This window comes from Jiella flava, assembly GCF_017349315.1.
In the GTDB taxonomy this organism is placed as follows: Bacteria; Pseudomonadota; Alphaproteobacteria; order Rhizobiales; family Rhizobiaceae; genus Jiella; species Jiella flava.
On record NZ_JAFMPP010000001.1, the window covers coordinates 422,751 to 439,220 of the forward strand.

15 protein-coding genes are annotated in these 16,470 nt (G+C 65.0%); 7 read left to right on the forward strand and 8 right to left on the reverse strand.

From position 1 onward, the window contains the following. Nucleotides 1-16 precede the first annotated feature (16 nt). The 8 genes from J1C48_RS01890 to tesB form a co-directional block, all read right to left on the reverse strand. A complete protein-coding gene (locus J1C48_RS01890) occupies nucleotides 17-940 on the reverse strand; it encodes an ABC transporter permease (RefSeq protein WP_207255948.1) in 924 nt (307 codons plus the stop codon). After that, entirely contained in the window at nucleotides 937-2,070 is a 1,134-nt protein-coding gene (locus tag J1C48_RS01895; RefSeq protein WP_231081519.1) for an ABC transporter permease, read from the reverse strand. The genes J1C48_RS01890 and J1C48_RS01895 overlap by 4 nt, the downstream gene beginning before the upstream one ends. Continuing rightward, nucleotides 2,067-3,653 (reverse strand): ABC transporter ATP-binding protein, encoded by a 1,587-nt coding sequence (locus tag J1C48_RS01900; RefSeq protein ID WP_207255949.1) that lies wholly within the window; start codon nucleotides 3,651-3,653, stop codon nucleotides 2,067-2,069. Before J1C48_RS01900 ends, J1C48_RS01895 begins: the two co-directional genes overlap by 4 nt. Before the next feature lie 23 nt (nucleotides 3,654-3,676). Beyond that, nucleotides 3,677-4,519: a xanthine dehydrogenase accessory protein XdhC gene (xdhC, locus tag J1C48_RS01905; RefSeq protein WP_231081520.1), complete on the reverse strand. Its 843-nt coding sequence runs from the start codon at nucleotides 4,517-4,519 to the stop codon at nucleotides 3,677-3,679. Then, entirely contained in the window at nucleotides 4,509-6,932 is a 2,424-nt protein-coding gene (gene xdhB, locus J1C48_RS01910; protein WP_207255951.1) for a xanthine dehydrogenase molybdopterin binding subunit, read from the reverse strand. Before xdhB ends, xdhC begins: the two co-directional genes overlap by 11 nt. Then, entirely contained in the window at nucleotides 6,932-8,413 is a 1,482-nt protein-coding gene (gene xdhA / locus J1C48_RS01915) for a xanthine dehydrogenase small subunit (RefSeq protein WP_207255952.1), read from the reverse strand. Before xdhA ends, xdhB begins: the two co-directional genes overlap by 1 nt. Continuing rightward, nucleotides 8,413-8,775 (reverse strand): hydroxyisourate hydrolase, encoded by a 363-nt coding sequence (gene uraH / locus J1C48_RS01920; protein WP_425523474.1) that lies wholly within the window; start codon nucleotides 8,773-8,775, stop codon nucleotides 8,413-8,415. The genes xdhA and uraH overlap by 1 nt, the downstream gene beginning before the upstream one ends. A 185-nt stretch (nucleotides 8,776-8,960) precedes the next feature. Continuing rightward, nucleotides 8,961-9,830 (reverse strand): acyl-CoA thioesterase II, encoded by an 870-nt coding sequence (tesB, locus tag J1C48_RS01925; RefSeq protein WP_207255954.1) that lies wholly within the window; start codon nucleotides 9,828-9,830, stop codon nucleotides 8,961-8,963. 133 nt (nucleotides 9,831-9,963) lie between these two features. Between tesB and J1C48_RS01930 the strand changes: the two genes are divergently transcribed. The 7 genes from J1C48_RS01930 (at nucleotide 9,964) to J1C48_RS01960 (ending at nucleotide 16,455) form a co-directional block, all read left to right on the forward strand. Then, nucleotides 9,964-11,211: a ubiquinone biosynthesis hydroxylase gene (locus J1C48_RS01930; protein WP_207255955.1), complete on the forward strand. Its 1,248-nt coding sequence runs from the start codon at nucleotides 9,964-9,966 to the stop codon at nucleotides 11,209-11,211. 633 nt (nucleotides 11,212-11,844) lie between these two features. Further along, nucleotides 11,845-12,054 (forward strand): cold-shock protein, encoded by a 210-nt coding sequence (locus tag J1C48_RS01935; protein WP_207255956.1) that lies wholly within the window; start codon nucleotides 11,845-11,847, stop codon nucleotides 12,052-12,054. A 354-nt stretch (nucleotides 12,055-12,408) separates the two neighbouring features. Next, complete coding sequence (locus J1C48_RS01940) at nucleotides 12,409-12,636, forward strand: transcriptional regulator (RefSeq protein ID WP_207255957.1); 228 nt, start codon at nucleotides 12,409-12,411, stop codon at nucleotides 12,634-12,636. A gap of 447 nt (nucleotides 12,637-13,083) precedes the next feature. Beyond that, entirely contained in the window at nucleotides 13,084-13,434 is a 351-nt protein-coding gene (locus J1C48_RS01945) for a DUF2849 domain-containing protein (RefSeq protein ID WP_207255958.1), read from the forward strand. Between the two features lie 71 nt (nucleotides 13,435-13,505). Then, nucleotides 13,506-15,197 (forward strand): nitrite/sulfite reductase, encoded by a 1,692-nt coding sequence (locus tag J1C48_RS01950; RefSeq protein ID WP_207255959.1) that lies wholly within the window; start codon nucleotides 13,506-13,508, stop codon nucleotides 15,195-15,197. After that, nucleotides 15,197-15,712 carry a DUF934 domain-containing protein gene (locus tag J1C48_RS01955; protein WP_207255960.1) on the forward strand — a complete coding sequence of 172 codons (516 nt, stop codon included), beginning with the start codon at nucleotides 15,197-15,199 and terminating at the stop codon, nucleotides 15,710-15,712. Before J1C48_RS01950 ends, J1C48_RS01955 begins: the two co-directional genes overlap by 1 nt. Next, nucleotides 15,709-16,455, forward strand: a complete 747-nt coding sequence (locus tag J1C48_RS01960) for a phosphoadenylyl-sulfate reductase (protein ID WP_231081521.1) — start codon at nucleotides 15,709-15,711, stop codon at nucleotides 16,453-16,455. The genes J1C48_RS01955 and J1C48_RS01960 overlap by 4 nt, the downstream gene beginning before the upstream one ends. Nucleotides 16,456-16,470: the final 15 nt, after the last annotated feature.

The following is a 16,470-nucleotide window of genomic DNA, read 5'->3' on the forward strand; positions in this document are numbered from 1 at the left end:
TGCGTTTGTTTAAGGGTCAGGCCGTCGCCCGGAACGGCTTGCCGAGACAGGCCGGAGCGTTGGTGCCGCCACGCTTGGCGGCGGAGATGACGGCCAGGACGACGATCGTCGCGATGTAGGGAAGCGCCGCGAGGAATTCCGGCGCCAGGATATTGAAGCCAGCGGCCTTGGCCTGAAGTTCCATGGTGATGACGAGGCCGAAGAGATAGGCGCCGGCCAGCATGCGGCCCGGCCGCCACGAGGCAAAGACCACGAGCGCGATGGCGATCCAGCCCCGGCCGGCGGTCAGGCGTTCCGCCCACATCGGCGTCAGGACCAGCGAATAATAGCAGCCGGCGAGCCCCGCCATCGCCCCCCCAAAGAGCACCGCGAGATAGCGCACCAGCAGCACCGGATAGCCGATCGCGTGGGCCGCGCTGTCAGACTCGCCGACCGCGCGCAGGATCAGCCCGGCGCGGGTGCGATTGAGAAACCAGAACACCGCCACGGTCAAAATCAGGCTGAAATAGACCAGCGGCGAATGGCCGAAGATCAGCCGCAACAGCGGCGTATCGGTCAAAGCGTGGGGAAACAACAGGCCGAGCGTCGGCGTGGTGATCCCGACGAAGGGCGCGCCGATCAGCGCCGAGACGCCGGTGCCGAAGATCGTCAAGGCCAAGCCGGTGGCGACCTGATTGGCCATTAGCGTCAACACCAGAAAGGCGAAGATCAGCGCGGCCGCCGCCGCCGCAAGCATTGCGGCGACGAGACCGATCACTGGATAGCCGGTGGTGGTCGCGACGGCGAAGCCGGTCACCGCGCCGATCAGCATCATGCCCTCGACGCCGAGATTGAGAACCCCCGACTTTTCGACGACGAGCTCACCGAGGCCGGCGATCAGGAGCGGCGTCGCCGCGCCCGCAATGGTCATCAAGATGGCGACGAGAAGATCGAAATTCATGCCGTCACCGCCTTGCTCTCGCCGGGCTTGGCTTCACCGCTGGAAGACCGCGGCTCAGCGACCGGGGCCGAGCGACCTGAGACCACGCGGTAGCGGACCAGGATGTCCGTCGCCAGCAGGAAGAACAGCATCATCGCCTGAAACACGCCGGTCGCCGCCGACGGCAGGCCGATCGTCGTCTGCGCGCTCTCGCCGCCGACATAGGTGAGCGCCAGGACCAAACCGGCGACGACGATGCCGAGCGGGTTCAGCCGGCCGAGAAAGGCGACGATGATGGCCGTGTAACCGTAGCCGGTCGGAAATTGCGGCACCATCTGGCCGAACGGCCCCGAAGCTTCGACGATGCCGGCCAGACCGGCGAGCCCGCCACCGGCGAGCATGGCGATCCACACCGTCGAAGCCGCGCCGAAGCCACCGAACGCCGCCGCCTTCGGCGCCAGCCCCTCCACCTGCATCTGGAAGCCGGTGATCGTCCGCGTCATCACGCCGAAGGCAGTCAGCGCGATGGCGAAGGCGAGCGGAATGCCGAGATGGATGAGCGTCCCCGGCACCACGATCGGCAGGGTCTGATCGCTGGAAAACATCGCCGTTTGGGGGAAGTTGAACCCCATCGGATCCTTCCAGGGCCCCCGCATCAGATAATAGAGGAGCTGGATCGCGACATAGTTGAGCATCAGGCTGGAGAGGATTTCGTTGACCCCGAGTTTGGTCTTGAGAAGCGCCGGGATCGCCGCCCAGACCATGCCGCCGAGAACGCCGCAGACGAGCATGACGGGCAGGATCCAGCCGCCGCTCATGTTCAAGGTCGCGAGCGCGACGCCGGTCCCGGCCAGACCGCCCAGAACGTATTGGCCTTCGGCGCCGATGTTCCAGACATTGGCGCGAAAGCCGATCGCAAGCCCCGTCGCGATCATCACCAGCGGCGAGGCCTTCACCAGAAGATCCTGCCAGCGATAGGGATTGAACAACGGCTTGACGAAAATCTCGTTGACCGCCGCAAGACCGTCATGGCCGAGCAGCGTGAACAGCAACGCGCCGGCGAAAAGGGTCAGCGCGACGGCGATGACCGGCGCGGCGATGGCCATGGCGCGGCTCTGCTGGCGGCGCGGCTCAAGCTTGACAAGGCTCACGCGCTGATCTCCGCGGCGAAAGCTTTGGCCGCCGGGCGAATTGGGGCGTCGCCCTCGGGACTGGCGCCGTGGATACCGCCCATCAGCAAGCCGACGCGCTCGATCGAGATGCCCTTGACGTCCATCGGCTCCGACAAGCGGCCCTCATTGATCACCGCAAGGCGATCGCAAAGTTCGAGCAATTCGTCGAGATCCTGACTGACGACGACGACGCAGGCGCCCTTGGCCACCAGGTCGATCATCGCCTGACGAATGAAGCCCGCCGCGCCCGCGTCGACCCCCCAGGTCGGCTGCGAAACGACGAGGACCGAAGGGTTCTGCATGATCTCCCGACCCATGACGTATTTCTGCAGGTTGCCGCCGGAAAGGCTGCCGGCGGCCGCGCCCGGCCCGGTCGCCTTGACCGAAAAGGCTTCGATCACCTTCGCCGCATAATTTTTTGCCGCCCGCGATCGGATCAGGCCGCCAGACGACAGGCCCATCCGGTTTCGCGCCGACAATAGCGCGTTTTCGGCGAGCGTCATGCCCGGCACCGCGGCATGGCCGTTGCGCTCTTCCGGCGCGCTCGCCAAGCCCGCCCGTCGCCGCGCGCCGACCGAGGCATGGACAAGTTCCTCGCCGTCAAGCGTGAGCGAACCGGAAACGCCCGCCTGCCGCTCGCCCGAAAGAACCGCGAGAAGCTCGTTCTGGCCGTTACCGGCGACCCCGGCGATCCCGAAAATCTCGCCGGAGCGAACCGAAAAGGAGACGTCCTTCAAACTCGTTCCGAAGGGCGGCTCGCCCGGCGCCGACAACGCGTTCACGACGAATCGCGCCTCGCCATAGGTGCAATCGGTCTTGTCCGAGAGGTCTTTGAGGCTTCCCCCGATCATCAATTCGGCCATCGACCGGGCCGATTCGTCGCGCGGATCGCAGCTTGCCACCACCTTGCCTCCGCGCATGATCGTCGCCGACTGGCAGAGCGCTTTGATCTCGTGCAGCTTGTGGGAGATGTAGAGGATCGAGCAGCCTTCGTCGGCCAGCCGCCGCAAGGTAGTAAACAGCTGCTCCACCTCCTGCGGCGTCAGCACCGAGGTCGGCTCGTCCATGATCAGCAGCGACGGATTTTGCAAAAGCGCCCGGACGATCTCGATGCGCTGGCGCTCGCCGACCGACAGGGTGTGCACATGCCGATGCGGATCGAGCGCAAGGCCGTAGGACTCCAGCACGGCCCGCACCCGCGCTTCAAGTTCGCGGCGCGGCGGCGGATTATCCATGCCGAGCGCGATATTCTCCAGCACCGTCATCGCCTCGAACAGCGAGAAGTGCTGGAACACCATGCCGATGCCGAGAGCGCGGGCCTCGCGCGGCGAGCCGATCCGAACCGGCTGTCCATCGAAGACGATCTGCCCGTCGTCAGCCGCCTGCACGCCGTAGATGATTTTCACGAGAGTCGATTTGCCGGCGCCGTTCTCGCCAAGCAAAGCATGGATCGCACCCGCCGGAACCGCAAAGGAAACGCGATCATTGGCCACGACACCGGGAAATCGCTTGGAGATGTCTTTCAACGCCAAGCGAGGCACCTGCGCCGCTTTTGCTGCCATCGACTTTCGCCTCCCCGACTGGCTCACTCAACGGTAGTATGGCATTCGAAACCGCCTCCTGCCAAGCTTCTCGGCAGGGATTCTTCCTGACGATTTAACAGGCAGATCGCCAATTCCGCCGCTGTCAACGCGGCGATGACGGAGGGCCGCTTATCGCGCAAGCGCGATCCGCCGATCGGCAGAATCAAGCGCTCCACATCGCCCGGGCGGCCATCCGCCGCCAGATGGCGGCGAAAGCGCTCGCGCTTCGTCGCAGAGCCGATCATCCCGACATAGGCGACGTCGGATCTGGCAAGTGCCGCAGCGGCAATCAGAAAATCCAGCCCATGATCGTGGGTCATCACCACATAGGCCGCTCCGGCCGGCGCTTCGGCCACGAGCGTCTCGGGCATCGCTGCCGCAACGCACCGCACCGCATCCGACAGACCGCCCAAGGTATCGGGCCGCGTGTCGACCAGGGTGACGGCAAGCGGCAACGGCGCCAAAGCATTGGCGAGCGCCCGGCCGGTATGGCCGGCGCCGAAGATCAGAACGGCGGGACGCTGCATGCGGCACCGATGCTCTTCGCGGTCGAGCGCGGCGACAAGGGCGTCGTCGAGCCAGCGGAACGACAGCTCGACGCGCCCGCCGCAGCACTGGCCGATCTCAGGCCCCAGCGGCACGCTGCGCCGGGCCATCGTCTCACCGGCGATCAGCATCGTGCGGGCGGTGTCGATCGCGTCGAACTCCAGCCGCCCTCCGCCGATGGTGCCACTCACCGTCGCTGCCGAAACCCGCATCGCAGCGCCCGCCTCGCGCGGCGTCGAGCCCAGCGCCGTCTCGACGGTGACGAGAATGGTGGGGGACTTGCTCAAGTCACGGCTCACGGTTCTCCCGCACCGCCTCCACCGCCTGCAAGACCCGCTCCGGGGTCGCCGGGGCATCGAGACGCGGGAAGGCGCGGCCGTCGCCGGCGGCGATGACCGCGTCGGTGAGCGCTGAAAACACCGAGATCGCCAGCATGAAGGGCGGCTCGCCGACCGCTTTGGAGCGATAGACGGTGGCGGCGCGGTTCTTGCCCTTCTCCCAGATCGTGATGCGGAAATCGTCCGGGCGGTCGTTGGCGGTCGGAATTTTGTAGGTCGAGGGTGCGTGGGTGCGCAGCCTGCCCTTATCGTCCCACCACAATTCCTCCGTGGTCAGCCAACCCATGCCTTGAATGAAGCCGCCCTCGATCTGCCCCATGTCGATCGCCGGATTCAGCGACTGGCCGACATCGTGCAGAATGTCGGCACGAAGCAGCCGATATTCGCCGGTCAAGGTGTCGATCACGACCTCAGAACAGGCCGCCCCATAGGCGAAATAATAGAACGGCCGACCGGAAGCCGCCTCGCGGTCGTAATCGATGTCCGGGGTTGCGTAAAACCCTGTCGACGACAGCGACACGCGGGCAAGATAGGCCTCGCCGACGAGATCGCAAAACCGCTTCTCCATATTGCCGATGCGCACCCGATTGGCGGCAAAGACCACCTGATCGCGCGGCACGTGGTAGCGGCTGGCGGCATAGTCGATCAGCCGGTCCTTGATGGTGCGCGCAGCCGCTTGCGCCGCCATGCCGTTGAGGTCGGAGCCGGACGAGGCGGCCGTGGCCGAGGTGTTCGGCACCTTGGCGGTGGTCGTTGCGGTGATCTTCACCCGATCCAGATCGATCTGGAACTCTTCGGCGACGACCTGCGCCACCTTGACGAACAGCCCCTGCCCCATCTCGGTGCCGCCGTGATTGAGGTGAACCGACCCGTCCTTATAGACATGGACGAGCGCGCCGGCCTGGTTGAGATGGGTGGTGGTGAAGGAGATGCCGAATTTGACCGGCGTCAGCGCCAGCCCCTTCTTCAACACCGCGCTCTGCTGATTGAAAGCGCGCACCGCCGCGCGGCGGGCTCGGTAATCGGCGGTCGACTCCAGCTCGTCGACGATCGCGGCGATGACGCAGTCGGTCACCGGCATATGATAGGGCGTCACAGCGGCCAGTTCGTCGGGCGCCGGATAAAAGTTGCGCTTGCGCACGTCGAGCGGATCAAGCCCGGTCACAAAGGCGATTTCGTCCAGCGCCCGCTCGATGCCGACCATGCCCTGCGGCCCGCCGAACCCGCGAAAGGCGGTGTTGGAGACGGTGTGCGTCTTCAGCCGCCGTGAATGAATCCGCGCCGCCTTGAGATCGTAGGCGTTGTCGGCATGAAACATCGCCCGATCGGCGATCGCCGCCGACAGATCCGACGAATACCCGCAGCGCACGGCATGGGCGAAGTCGGCGGCAAGGATCGTCCCATCCTGACCAAAGCCGAGATCGTAGTCGATCCGCAGCTCATGCCGCTTGCCGGTCATCTCCATGTCGTCGTCGCGATCGAGCCGACATTTCGCCGGCCGGCCGGTCTTTGTGGCGGCCAGAGCGGCGACGCAGGCGAACAGCGCCGGCTGACTCTCCTTGCCACCGAACCCGCCGCCCATGCGCCGCAGCTCCACCGTCACCGCGTGATCGGGAAGCCCCAGCATCTTTGCCACATTGTGCTGCACCTCCGAAGGATGCTGGGTCGAGGATCGGATGACGATGTCGCCATCTTCCTGAGGAATGGCGACGGCGATCTGGCCTTCGAGATAAAAGTGATCCTGGCCGCCGACCTCGACCCGGCTCTTGACCCGCCGCGGCGCGCCGGACAGCGCCCCAGCGGCATCACCGAGCGTCACCTCATAGGCCGGCAGAAGATCCCCGCCAGCCGCATCGGCTGCCGCGAGCGCCTCGTCGATCGAGATCGCGGCGGGACGATCGACATAGTCGATTTCAGCAAGAACCGCCGCGCGGCGCGCTTGACGTTCGCTCTCGGCGGCAACGGCAAAGAGCGGCTGGCCGACATATTGGACCACCGCGCCGCCGCCGGTCATCGGCGGAAAGATCGGATCGTCGCCGAAGACCGGCGAATAGTCGTTTTCGCCGGGAATATCGGCCGCCGTCAGCACGGCGACGACGCCGGGCGCCTGTTCGACGGCGGTAAGGTCCATCCGGGTGATGCATGCATGCGCCCGCTTGGACATGGCAATAAAGACCTGCAGCGTGCCCGGCAGTTCCGGCTCGTCGTCGGTGTAGCGGGCCGCGCCCGAGACATGCCGGGCGGCGCTGTCATGGGCCATGGGCATTGCCACACCACCGGCAATCCGCGCCTCACGGCCTGGCGGCCGCTCGTCGAGCTCTGCAAGGCTGGGCGCTCCGGCGCCGCTGCGATCCTGGATGCGCGTCTCGTCCATCACGCCACCTCGCCGATCGATGCAGCCGCGGCGATTCGGCCGCATACCTTGCCATCCAATTCGAGCTGAAAGCGCTTCAAGAGATTTTGCGCGGTCTTGAGGCGATAGGCGCTGGAGGCGCGCATGTCGCTGAGCGGCGTAAAATCCATCACCAGGGCGTCCATGGCCGCCGCCGCCGCCGCGTCATCAAACGGGCGACCGATCAGCGCCGCCTCAGCGGCTGCGGCGCGTTTCGGCGTCCCCGCCATGCCACCGAAGGCAAGTCGGGCATCGGTGACGCGGCTGCCTTCAAAGGTCAGGCGGAACGCCGCCATGACTGCCGAAATGTCGGAATCAAAGCGCTTGGAAATCTTGTGGGCGAAGAATTTTTGGTTTTCGCCGAGCCGCGGCACCTCGACGGCGGCGACGAACTCGCCCGGCCGGCGATCCTGCCACCCATAATCGACGAAAAAGTCCTCCAGCGGGACGACCCGCAGATCATCGCCCTGGCGCAGAAACAGCCGGCTGCCGAGGGCGATGAAACAGGGCGGCAGGTCGCCGATCGGCGAGCCATTGGCGATGTTGCCGCCGATCGTGCCGGCATTACGGATCTGGGCGCCGGCAAAGCGCCGCAGCATCTCCGCCAGATCGGGATGGATTTCCGCCAGCACGCGCTGGGCTTGGCGATGGGTGATCGCGGCGCCGAAATAGACCCGGCCCGCGGCCTCCTCGATCACCTGCAGATCGCGGACATGGCTGACATCGATCAGCAAGGGCAAATCGCGGTCTTGCTTGGTCACCCAGAGGCCGACATCGGTTGCGCCGGCAACCAAAACAGCATCGGGATGGGCCGCGTATGTATCGGCGAGCTCGTCGACACTGGTCGGCGCGAACCAGCGCTCACCTTTCGCTTCATAGGCAAAGACGCCCTCGCCTTCGAGCCCCATCAAGCGCTCGGCGAGAGCCGCGTCCGCCCCGCTCGTGTCCGGCACTGGCTCACCCGCCAGCTCCATCCCGGCCTCGACGATCGGTCCATAGCCGGTGCAGCGGCACAGATTGCCGGCGATCAGATCCTTCACCGACTGGCGATCGCCGAGCGCGCCCGTCAGCCAGCCGGCATGAAGCTGCATGACGAAACCCGGCGTGCAAAAGCCGCACTGGCTGGCATGCTTGTCCACCATCGCCCGCTGCAACGGCGTCGGCCCGTCGCGGCCGATATGCTCCACCGTCTCGATCGCCCGCCCGTTCATCGCCGGCAGAAACTGGATACAGGCATTGACCGAGCGACGCATCAGGCCGTCCGCACCGCCCGGCTCGGCAATCAACACCGTGCAAGCGCCGCAATCGCCCTCGGCACAGCCTTCCTTGGTGCCGGTCAAACGCGCGGCTCCCCTCAGATAATCGAGCAGCGTCGTCGTCGGCCTGACGTCAGCGACCGTGCGCTCCTCGCCATTCAGGATGAAGCGGATCGGCCGTGTTTGCGGAAGCCGTGCGTCGTTCATCAGCTGCCCCGATAGGTCGAGTAGGCGTAGGGGGAAATCAGCAACGGCACATGATAATGCGCCGGCACAGCGATGCCGAAGCGAATCGGCACCACGTCGAGAAAGGCCGGCTCGGGCAGCGCGACCCCCAGCTCGCGAAAATAGTCGGCGACGTGGAACGTCAGGCTGTAGTGTCCCGGCCGCAGTTCGGCGCCGGCCAGCAGCGGGGCATCGGCCCGCCCGTCGCCATTGGTCGCGACGACCTTCAGCGCCACCGTCTCGCTCGCGTCGTGCCGGGCAAGCGCGATGCGCATCCCCGCCGCCGGGCGCCCATGCATCGTGTCGAGCACATGGGTCGTCAGTTTAGCCGAATTTTCCGCTATCATTCAGGCCCGTCCACCGCTTTTTTGACCATCTGGTCAAGCAATGTGCAACGCGCGCGCGACCGGATGCAAGGCCCGGCCAGACGCAACGGCAGATCGGCGTTCATGCCCTGAAACGAAAGGACGCTTCTAACGAGAGGACGCGGCCGGGCCTTGGCGCCTTGTTTCGCCGACGCCGGTCGGCGCTATCGCGACGATCGCCGTGGCCGGATCAGCCCCTCTTGCGCCACGGATGCGACAAGCATGCCATCCAGGGTGTAGAGAGAACCGCGCGTCAAACCCCGCCCGGCAGACGACGAGGGCGAGTCCTGGCTGTAAAGCATCCACTGCGAAACCTTCGCCGGGCGATGAAACCACATGGCGTGATCAAGGCTCGCGGCCTGCACGTTTTCGTCGAAGACGGAAAGACCGTGCGCAAAGAGGGCTGTATCGAGCAAGGTCATGTCGGACAGATAGGCCAAGACAACCGCATTGCGGACCGGGTCGTCCCCGACATCCTCTCGGCAGCGCACCCAGATGTGCTGAAACGGCTCCAGCTTCTTGCCCGAAATGTAGTGGTCGAGCATCACGGGCCGAAACTCGATCGGGCGCGGACGTTTCCAGTAAGCCTGCACCGCCGCCGGCGCGTTTTTCAAAATCGTCTTTTCCAGCGCCTTGCCATCGGGCAATTCATCCGGCTTCGGGATGTCGGGCATGGCGATCTGGTGCTCAAAGCCCTCCTCGTTTTTCTGGAAGGAGGCCGAGAGCGAAAAGATCGCCGCGCCATGCTGCAAAGCGACCACCCGCCGGGTGGTGAAGGAGCCACCGTCGCGAATCCGATCAACTGTGTAGACGATCGGCACGGCCGGATCGCCAGGCCGCATGAAATAGGCATGCAGCGAGTGACAAATCCGCTCGGCCGGCACGGTGCGGATCGCGGCGCCAAGCGCCTGAGCGATCACCTGGCCGCCGAAGACGCGCTGCCAGCCGTTGTTGGGACTGACCCCGCGAAACAGATCGTCCTCCAGCGTCTCGAGGTCGAGAATCGTGAGAAGCTGTTGAACCGTGTCGCTCATCCTTAAATACTCCCTCCGGGCCGCGGAATTCCGTATCACCATGCCCATAGGTTAATACAGGCTGCCGAATGACCTGCTTGGCAATCCCCCACACCATGATCCCCGCGCGCAAGCGCCGGCCGGAGACGAGACCATGACCGACAGCTCCTTGACACCGCCCACCACGGTGGTCGACGTCCTCATCGCGGGGGCCGGCTATGTCGGTCTGTCGACGGCGGTCGCCATCAAGCACGCCGCACCTCATCTGTCGGTGATGATCGTCGACGCCGCGCCAGAGGGCGCCTGGCAAAAAGATGGCCGCGCTTCGGCAATTGCAGCCGCCGCCGCGCGCATGCTCACCCAACTTGAGATCTGGCCACAGATCGCGGGCGAGGCCCAACCGATCACCGAAATGATCGTGACCGATTCCAAGGCCGGCGATGCGGTGCGTCCGGTCTTCCTCACCTTCGGCGGCGAGGCCCAACCGGGCGAGCCCTTCGCCCATATGATGCCGAATGTCGCTCTCAACGGCGCACTGCGTGAACGCGCCGCCAAACTCGGCATCGCCATCCGCCAAGGCGTCGCGGTCTCGGGGCTGGGGCAGACGATCGGCCGGATCCATGTCCGCCTCGCCGGCGCCGGCAGTATCGACGCCCGGCTGCTCGTCGCCTGTGACGGCGTCAAATCGGCGATTCGTGACATGGCCGGCATCCGCACATTGCACTGGGACTACGCCCAGTCCGGCATCGTCGCCACCGTCGCGCATGAGCGCCCGCATGAAGGGCGCGCCGAGGAGCATTTTCTGCCCTCCGGCCCCTTCGCCATCCTGCCGTTGAAGAACAATCGCTCGTCGCTGGTCTGGACCGAGCCGACCCGCGAGGCCGAACGGCTGGTGAACGCCGACGACCTGGTGTTCGAACTGGAACTCGAACAACGCTTCGGCCACAAGCTCGGGGCACTGACCGTCGAAGGTCCGCGCCGGGCCTTTCCGCTCGGCCTGACGCTCGCCCGCGATTTCGTCAAACCACGGATCGCGCTTGCCGGCGATGCCGCGCATGGCATCCATCCGATTGCCGGCCAGGGGCTCAATCTCGGCTTTAAGGACGTCGCCGCGCTCGCCGAGACCGTCGTCGACGCCGAACGCCGCGGGCTCGATATCGGCGCGCTGGACGTCCTCGAAGCCTATCAGCGCTGGCGCCGCTTCGACACGCTGCAGATGGGTGTCACCACCGATGTCCTCAACCGCCTGTTCTCCAACGACAACGCGATGCTGCGCATGGTCCGCTCCTTTGGCCTGTCGCTGGTCGACCGCGCCCCCTCGCTGAAGGATTTCTTCATCGGTCAGGCGGCCGGCCTGACCAACGGACCCAGTCCCCGCCTGCTGCGCGGCGAGGCGATTTGAGCCGAGCCGAAACGGCCGGCGCGCCAGCCGCACCTGCACGGAATCGATGTCATCGGCCATCGGGTTGTCGCCGCGGGGGCGATCGTCGGGACAAACTCGCCGCAAATCGGCATCGATCGGCTTTTGAAGCCGTCACGCCAGCACGCATCCCGGTCACCGCCCTCCCGAAACCGGACATTCCGTCAGTCTCTTCTTTGAGCCACGTCCGGACGCATGGTGACCGTCACTTGCCTTTCGGGTAAGGACCCCGCAAACTCGGCGATGATGCGCAACGGGCGGCGCTGCCGATCCGGTCGACACGGGGCACAAAATTGCTGCGTCTCGCGAATGTGATGAGCGTGGCGCTCGACGCTGACCGTCGGCAAACCGGTGACTTCGCGGTGCTGCGGATCGCACCAAACCCTTTTCAAACCCTTGCCTTGACCATGACGCAAAAAATAAAAAATTGGCGACGCCTTGCCAGGGACACAAGGAAAGTCCATACTTACTGTGTCGATCTTGCATGATTAATTTCGGTTCTGCGCCAGCCGTTCTTCGTTTTTGGCGCCCAGACTGACGTTCTCTTCAAAATCGAATCAAGTATTGGGCACTCGGCTCGATACAATCCATTATGTCGATACGAAGGAGATCGTCATGCCTGTAGGTACCGTCAAGTTTTTCAACACCCAGAAGGGTTTCGGCTTCATCGCGCCTGAGGATGGCTCGAACGACGTGTTCGTTCATGCCACGGCCGTCGAGCGCGCCGGCCTCGGCACCATCGTCGAGGGTCAAAAGCTGCAGTTCGAGGTGGTCACGGACCGCCGCACCGGCCGCAGCGCCGCCGACAATCTTTCGGCTGCCTGATCAGGGCTGCTCGGCCTGACCGCCGAGCCCACAATCGTCGCAGCGGCACGGATTGCTTCCATGTTCTAAGCGGCGACCGGCAATGCCTTGGGGAAGGCCGGCTGTACCCGGCCTTTTCTCTATGACAGCGCCAACACTCCGCGACGGCATCGATGCACGCGTTGGGCAAGTTTTTTCAAAGGTCCATAGGGCATCATGGGGAGCGCACCCCATCAAGCGGACAACGTTCGCGGCGTGGCGACGCGGCGCCCTTAAAGCGGGCAGATCGCGGCCGGGCGAACGAAGCGGGCCGATCAAACTGGCCCGACCTGCGGCGAAGCGTTCATTCGCGCGCTGCCTCCTGGAGGACAATCGATGGACGAGAAAGTCATGCAGCGGGCCGAGCGTGTTTTCGGCACCCCGGTCGAGCGTCACGAAAAGGGCTCTGCCATGAGCCTGATCCGTCAGGAAACCGACGCCACCCGCGCCAAATCCGAGCGTCTGAAAGCGCTCCGTCTGGCCCGCGAGGCGAATGAGCCTGCAGCCGCTGCCCCCAGAAAGCGGGCGACGGAAACGAAGCGGCCGAAACGCGGCCGGTCCTGATCGCCGCCCCCCCTTCTTGGCCAAGGCTTGGAAGGGAGCTGGTAGTCTATCTGGCGCGCTGAACGGCGGCCATGTTCTCAGGCGGCCGGCAGACCGGGCGCAGACCTTCGCCCCCCTGTCCCCGCCATCGCTTCCACGCACATCGACCGCCCGTTGATATGCCGGCGGCGACCGACCATTCCCTTCGAATGACGATTCGTGCTTTCGGCGGGCGACGATCCCGGCGTGGCTGGCGCTATGGGATTGGCCGCGCGCCCGACAAGGCTTTGCACGAATCTTCTCCCCGGCCATGCTTGTCCGAAAATTTGTTTCCCTCGTGCCGGGCACAAGGCAATTCGGATCGGCGATCCGTTGGCTGATCCGGCCTATTTAGAATGCCAACAAATCGGCGGGCGCTCCCGTTCGTCCGATGGCAGCGGCGATGAATTGGCAGAGCGGAGTGAAGCGATGGCGAAAGACCACCGGGCGGGATCGAAAGTTCGCGGCGACAAGCTGCCGGCGATCCTGATGGCGAGCCATCTTCTCGAAGGCGATACCGTGTTTCTCACCGATGGCGACTGGACCCGTGATCCGTCTGCCGCGAAAATCGCCCATGACGCAGAGACGGCCGAGGCAATGGAAGTCGAGGGCAAGGCGGCAGCCGCGGCCAACCTTGTCATCGATCCCTATCTCGTGCCGGTCGAGCTGACGGATGCCGGCCTGCCGGTCGCCCGCCATTTCCGCGACGCGATGCGGCAAAAGGGCCCGTCAGTCCATAAGGACATGGGCAAGCAGGCCGAATTCCAGCCGCTCGGCTAATCTCTAAAGTCCGCCCCACTCAGCCGGCTGAGACACCCCGGCTTTCGACCAGACCCTTCAAAGGACGCTGCATGTACCGCTACGATGAATTCGACGAACGTTTCGTGCGCGAACGCGTCGCCCAGTTCCGCGGCCAGGTCGAGCGCCGGGTGGACGGCTCCCTGTCCGAGGACGAGTTCAAGCCGCTGCGCCTCAAGAACGGTCTTTATCTCCAGTTGCACGCCTATATGCTGCGCATCGCCGTACCCTACGGCACGCTGAATTCGCGGCAGTTGCGCCAGCTCGCCCGCATCGCCGAAACCTATGACAAGGGCTACGGCCACTTCACCACGCGCCAGAACCTGCAGTTCAACTGGCCGAAGCTGAAGGACGTGCCGGATATTCTGGATCTTTTGGCCGATGTTGAGATGCACTGCATCCAGACCTCCGGCAACTGCATCCGCAATGTCACCTCCGACCAGTTCGCCGGCGTCGCCAAGGATGAGGTCGAGGATCCGCGCCCGACGGCCGAGCTTCTGCGGCAGTGGTCGAGCCTGCATCCGGAATTCGTCTGGCTGCCGCGCAAGTTCAAGATCGCCGTCACCGGCGCCGAGCACGACCGCGCCGCGATCAAGGTCCACGACATTGGCCTGAAGCTGAAGCGCAACGCTGCCGGCGACGTCGGCTATGAGGTGATCGTCGGCGGCGGCCTCGGGCGCACGCCGATGATCGGCAAGGTGATCCGCGAGTTCCTGCCGAAGGACGAGCTGCTCGCCTATCTCGAAGCGGTGATGCGGGTCTACAATTCCGACGGTCGGCGCGACAACAAGTACAAGGCGCGGGTGAAGATCCTCGTCCATGAGACCGGCGAAGACGAATTCCGCGCGCTGGTCGAGGCTGAATACGCCAAGCTCGACGGCCCGACGATCAACGCACCCGCCGACGAGGTCGAGCGGATCGCCGCCTATTTCGCGCCGCCGGCCTATGACGCCCTGCCCGAGACCTCCGAGACCTTGGCCAAGGCCCGCGCCGACGATGCGGAGCTCGATCGCTTCGTCGCCCAGAACGGCTTTGCCCACAAGGTGCCGGGCTACATCGCGCTCACCGTCGCGCTGAAGGAGATCGGCGCGGTGCCCGGCGACATGAGCGCCGCTCAGATGCGCGCCTTTGCCGACATTGCCGAACGCTATTCCTTCGACGAATTCCGCGTCACCCACAGCCAGAACCTCGTTCTGCCGCATGTCAAGCAGGATGACGTTCCGGCGGTCTATGCCGCGCTCAAGGCGGCGGGCCTTGCCTCGGCCAATGCCGGCCTGATCACCGACATCATCGCCTGCCCGGGGCTCGACTACTGCGCGCTCGCCACCGCCAAATCGATCCCGATCGCCCAGTCGATCGCCCATGCCTTTGCCGATCCGGCGCGCCAGCGGGCGATCGGGCCGCTGCCGATCAAGATCTCCGGCTGCATCAATGCCTGCGGCCATCACCATGTCGGCGCGATCGGCATTCTCGGCCTCGAAAAGGGCGGCCGCGAGAACTACCAGATCACCGTCGGGGGCGACGCCAGCGAACATGCCGCGCTCGGCGAGCGCCTCGGCCCGGGCATCGACGCCGAGGACGTGCCGGGCGCGATCGAGGCGATCGTCGACACCTACCTCGCCGAGAAAGAGGGCGAGGAAAGCTTCATCGAAACAGTGCGTCGGACCGGCGCAGAGCCGTTTAAGGCCGGCTTTGCGACCTTTATTGAAAGTCGGGCCGCCACCGCGAGCGAGGCTGCGGAATAATGACGCTGATCACCAAAACCGGCGCCGCCGACGACCGCTTCACCCGCTTCGATACGCTCGAGGACGCTCTTGCGACCGACGAACCGGTGCTGATCCCGCTCGCCTTTGCCCCGGCCTATGTCGAGCAGCGGCCGGGTGCAGAATTCGGCATTTCGGTTCCCGGCTCGGCCGCGATCGAGGACGTCGCGCCGCATCTTGAGACCGCGGCACTCGTCGCGGTGGAGTTTCCGTCCTTTGCCGACGGACGCGGCTTTTCGCTGGCGAGGAAGATCGTCCGCGAAGGCTTCGCCGGAACGCTGCGCGCCTCGGGCCCGCTGATCGCCGATCAGTTTCTCGACGCGCTCGCCTGCGGCTTTACCGAGGTGGAGCTGCCCGAGACCATGGCGAACCGTCAACCGGCGCAGCAATGGTTGAGCGCCAAAGAGACGATGAGCGATCATTACCAGTCCGGCTACGGGACGGAGCCGAGCATCCTGCAAAAGCGCCTTGCGGCGCGCAAGGGAGCGTCAGTGTGATTCATGATTCCAACCTCCTGTCCGACACCCTGAATACGGAGTTTCAGCCGCTGACGCCGCTCGAGCGGCTGAAACGGCTGCGCGAGAAGGTGACAGGCCGCATCGTCTTCACCACCAGTCTCGGCCTTGAAGATCAGATGCTGACCCATCTGATCTTCGCCCATGACGTCAAGATCGAGGTCGTCACCCTCGACACCGGACGGCTGTTTCCCGAAACCTACGAGGTTTGGCGGCAGACCGAGGAAAAGTACGGCAAGCGCATTCACGCCAAATATCCGCAATCGGCAGCGCTCGAAGAGCTGATCGAGGATCAGGGGATCGACGGCTTCTACTATGCCAAGGAGTTCCGGCTGACCTGCTGCGGCGCGCGCAAGATCGAACCGCTCGGCCGCGCGCTGGAAGGGGCCACAGCCTGGGTGACCGGGCTGCGCGGCGACCAGTCGCAGAACCGGCTGTCGATGCCTTTCGTCAGCTACGAGACCGGCAAGAAGCTGATCAAGGCCAACCCGCTGCTCGATCAATCCCGCGAGCGCATTGCCCATTTCAACGACGATGTCGGTGTGCCGGTCAACGCGCTGCATGCCAAGGGCTTTTTATCGATTGGCTGCGCCCCGTGCACGCGAGCGATTCAGCCGGGTGAGTCCGAGCGCGCCGGGCGTTGGTGGTGGGAAGACGACACAAAACGCGAGTGCGGCCTGCATGTGCCAGACTCGACGACGGTCAGCGAAGGCGCGGGCATCTAAACGCCGGCCGATACC